Below are 4,234 nucleotides of genomic sequence, written 5' to 3' on the forward strand. Positions count from 1 at the left end.
CCGACAAGGCGCTGGCCGCCGAATACCGCCGGGTCCTGCTCGATCGCTTCTTCGCCGCCTCGCGCCCCGCCCGGGGCGGTCGCCCGGTGCCGCGCCGGGCCGCCCGCCCGGCCATCTCGCCCGCCCCGGTGCAGGCCGAGCGCGCCCGGATGCTGCTCGCCATCGTGCTCCGCCATCCCTGGCTGCTGCCGCAGGTTGAGGAGGGTCTCGGCCTGCTCGACCTGCCCGATGGCCCCGCGATGCAGCTTCGGGCCGCGATTCTCGCATGGCATACTGGGGCCGAACGGGTTGACTCCGAGGGGTTGATCGCCCACCTCGCTCAGACCGGTGAAGAGAATGCTGCGGCCTGGGCTCTCGCGCCCGCCGGGCTCCCCGCCGCGGCACGGCCTGAGGCCCTGCCCGGGGAGGTCGAGGAAGGCTTCTGGCATTTCTTTGCCCGGCTTGGCGGAGAGGCGGGGTTGCGGGAACAGCAGCAGGAAGCGCTGACGGCCTTGATCGAAACCAATGATCCGGTCGCCGAATTGCGCCTCAAGCGGCTGTCCGAACAGCTCGAGGCGGTCCGCCGCGGGGACGAGGCGGCGGGCACGGCGGGCGACGCCGCATAGGGTAGAGGCTTTTTTCCTCGGGCATCCGGTCTCCATCGGGTGCCCGAAGGCGTTGGACGGAGCGGAAAGCGCATGGCGAGCAAGGCGGCGGCAGGGACCGAGACGACCGAGACGCGGGACGAGCAGGTCGAGGGGCTGCTGCTCGACACCCAGTCGGCGGCCGTGAAGAAGCTGATCGCCCGTGGCAAGGAGCGCGGCTACGTTACCTATGACGAGATGAACGCCGCCCTGCCGCCCGAGCAGGTCTCCTCCGAAACGATCGAGGACACGCTCGCTACGCTAAGCGAGGCCGGCGTGAACGTCGTCGAGTCCGAGGAGACCGAGGACGGCGAGGCCGCCCCCGCCAAGCCCGCCGCCAAGGCCGATGGCGAGGAGGAGGAGGAATCCGGCGGCAACGTCGACGAGGAATCCCTCGGCCGCACCGACGACCCGGTGCGCATGTACCTGCGCGAGATGGGCTCGGTCGAACTGCTGAGCCGCGAGGGCGAGATCGCCATCGCCAAGCGCATCGAGGCCGGGCGCGACATGATGATCGGCGGGCTCTGCGAGAGCCCGCTGACCTTCCAGGCCATCCTGCGCTGGCACGAGGCGGTGAAGGCCTCCCCGCCGCGCATGCTGCTGCGCGACGTGATCGACCTCGAGGCCACGCAATCCGCCGGCACCCCTGACGGCGCCCCCGCCCCGGCGGCAGAGGAGGAATTCGAGGAAGGCGAGGAAGGCGAGGGCATGGGCCTGTCGCTCTCGGCCCTCGAGGAAAAGCTGAAGCCCGAGGTGCTGGCGAATTTCGAGCAGATCGAAAGCCTGTACGGCAAGCTGGCCAAGCTCTCGAACAAGCGCATGGAGGCCTATACCTCCGGCGAGGAACTGGCCGGGCGCGGCGAGAAGACATACGAGAAGCAGCGCCGCGAGCTCATCGCGCTGGTCGAGAAGGTCCATCTCCACAACAACCGCATCGAGGAGCTGGTTGACCAGCTCAAGGGCCTCAACCGCAAGCTGACCGTCCTCGAAGGACAGGTGCTGCGCCTGGCCGAGGCGCAGAAGGTCAAGCGCGAGGACTTCCTGCAGCATTGGCGCGGCAGCGAGCTGGACCCGGCCTGGCTGGAGCGCGTGGGCGCCCTGCCGGGCAAGGGCTGGAAGGCCTTCGTCGCGAAGTCCACCACCGAGGTCGAGGCGATCCGCACCCGCATCGCGGAAGTGGCCAATACCACCGGCATGCCGGTGGCCGAGTTCAAGCGCGTCTATGCCACGGTCAGCCGTGGCGAGCGCGACATGACCCAGGCCAAGAAGGAGATGATCGAGGCCAACCTCCGCCTCGTGATCTCCATCGCCAAGAAATACACCAATCGCGGCCTGCAGTTCCTGGACCTAATCCAGGAGGGCAATATCGGCCTGATGAAGGCCGTCGATAAGTTCGAATACCGCCGCGGCTACAAGTTCAGCACCTACGCGACGTGGTGGATCCGCCAGGCGATCACGCGCTCCATCGCCGACCAGGCGCGCACCATCCGCATCCCGGTCCACATGATCGAGACGATCAACAAGCTGGTGCGCACCAGCCGGCAGATGCTGCACGAGATCGGCCGCGAGCCGCAGCCCGAGGAACTGGCCGAGAAGCTCGGCATGCCACTCGAGAAGGTCCGCAAGGTGCTCAAGATCGCCAAGGAGCCGATCAGCCTCGAGACGCCGATTGGCGACGAGGAGGACAGCCACCTCGGCGACTTCATCGAGGACAAGAACGCGATCATCCCCCTCGACGCCGCGATCCAGTCCAACCTGCGCGAGGCGACCACCCGCGTTCTGGCGAGCCTGACCCCGCGCGAGGAACGCGTGCTGCGCATGCGCTTCGGCATCGGCATGAACACCGACCACACGCTCGAGGAAGTGGGCCAGCAGTTCAACGTCACGCGCGAACGCATCCGCCAGATCGAGGCCAAGGCGCTGCGCAAGCTGAAGCACCCGAGCCGCTCGCGGAAGCTGCGGTCCTTCCTCGACAACTGATCCGCGCGCGCGGCTTGACCCGGGCCGCGCCTGCCCGCGAGACTCGCGCGGCGGGAGGGAAGGGGACGGTCATGGCGGCAACCCACGCAGATGGCATCCAGGAGGTGACGGTCGACGTCACCTTCCTGCGCATGGACGCCCCGCCCGCCGATCCGCCGCGCCCCCTCCCGCCGGGCATGCGCATCGACCACGCGACCCGCTGTTCGGTGCCCTTCTACCGCTACCTCTACGACACGGTGGGGGAGCCCTGGCTGTGGTGGATGCGGCGCACCGCCTCGGATGCCGACCTGGCGGCGCTGCTCTCGATGCCCGCGATCTCGGTGCATGTGCTGGTGAGGGACGGCGAGCCGGCGGGGTTCTACGAGCTGGACCGCCGGTCCCCGCATGTCGTGAACCTGGCCTACTTCGGCCTGATGCCCTGGGCGATCGGCAGCGGCCTCGGGCGCGCCTTCCTGCGCCATGCGATCGACACCGCCTGGGCGGCGGGCAAGCCGGCGGTCACGGTGAACACCTGCACGGCGGACCATCCGCGCGCCCTACCGGCCTATGTCGCGGCCGGGTTCCAGCGGCTGCGCACCGTGCGGGAGGTCTGGCCGGTGCCGCGGCGGCTTGGGCTGAAGGTGCCGGCGCATCTCGGCCAGGGCTGAGGGCGGCTGCGGGCGGCGCCGCCATCCTGACCGTTGCCCGCGCTACGCCGGGTCGCCGCTCGCGCGGTACCAGTCAGCGATCGCGGTGCCCTGCAGGAAGGCGACGCGCGGATCGGCCGCGAGCTCGGCATAGAGCGCCTCGAGCGCGGCGATGCGGTGCGGCACGCCCGTAATGTAGGGGTGGATCGCGATGCACATGATCTTCACGCCGGAGGATGCCTCGGCCTCCGCCAGCAGGCGCGCGGCCGAGAGGCGCGCGCGGCGCGGCAGTTCCGTCTCGTCATGGTGCTGGATCATCACCACCGGGATGTCGTTCAGCTCGACGGAATAGGGCAGGGCCAGTATCTCGCCATGGGTCGTGGCGATGCGCGCGGGCAGGTCATCCACCACGAAATCGCCGGTCCAGGTGATGCCGTGCTCGGCCAGCAGGTCCGGGGTTTCCGGCGTCTCGGTCAGCCCCGGGCCGAGCCATCCGGTGCAGGGCTTTCCGGTGAACTCCGCGATGGCCTGGGTGGTCTGCGCGATCATGCCGCGTTGGTTCTCGATGCGGTGGGTTGGCACCTGGAACCAGCCATGGCCCATGAAGTCCCAGCCGGCATCGCGTGCGGCGGCGGCGACGCGCGGGTAATGCGTGATGACGCTGCCGTTCACCGACAGCGTGGGGCGGATACCGAGGCGTTCGAACAGCGCATGAAAGCGCCAGAAGCCCACGCGCATGCCGTATTCGTGCCAGGCCCAGTTCGGCACGTCGGGCTGCAGGGCGGCGCCGGTGGGCGGGCTCAGCACCTGGCGCGGCATGGGGTTCTCGATCAACCAGGTCTCGACATTCACCACGGGCCAGACGATCAGGCGCGCACCGTTCGGGCCCGCGTGGCGCGGGCGGTCGGCGGGCGCGGCGTAGCGCAGGCGGTCGCGCGGCTGCATGGTCACGACGCCCGGCGCGCGATGACGGCGACCGGGCCGCCGCCGTCGGGGCCCTGGTGC

General features: G+C 69.7%; 3 protein-coding genes and 1 pseudogene. 3 read left to right on the forward strand and 1 reads right to left on the reverse strand.

Translation table 11 applies throughout. The annotated features are described in order from the left end of the window. The 3 genes and pseudogenes from HW578_RS23545 to HW578_RS23555 form a co-directional block, all read left to right on the forward strand. Positions 1-605, forward strand: a pseudogene (locus tag HW578_RS23545) (DNA primase); the annotation flags it as partial. Between the two features lie 72 nt (positions 606-677). Beyond that, a complete protein-coding gene (gene rpoD / locus HW578_RS23550) occupies positions 678-2,603 on the forward strand; it encodes an RNA polymerase sigma factor RpoD (protein WP_198373144.1) in 1,926 nt (641 codons plus the stop codon). A gap of 71 nt (positions 2,604-2,674) precedes the next feature. Further along, positions 2,675-3,250, forward strand: coding sequence for a GNAT family N-acetyltransferase (locus HW578_RS23555; protein WP_198373145.1), 576 nt, complete (start codon positions 2,675-2,677; stop codon positions 3,248-3,250). A 42-nt stretch (positions 3,251-3,292) separates the two neighbouring features. Here the strand turns inward: HW578_RS23555 and HW578_RS23560 are convergent. Beyond that, positions 3,293-4,234 (reverse strand): polysaccharide deacetylase family protein (locus HW578_RS23560; protein ID WP_232479236.1); only part of this gene is annotated, 942 nt, incomplete at its 5' end.

The sequence above is a fragment of the Roseomonas rosulenta genome (genome assembly GCF_016106005.1).
Classification (GTDB): domain Bacteria; phylum Pseudomonadota; class Alphaproteobacteria; order Acetobacterales; family Acetobacteraceae; genus Neoroseomonas; species Neoroseomonas rosulenta.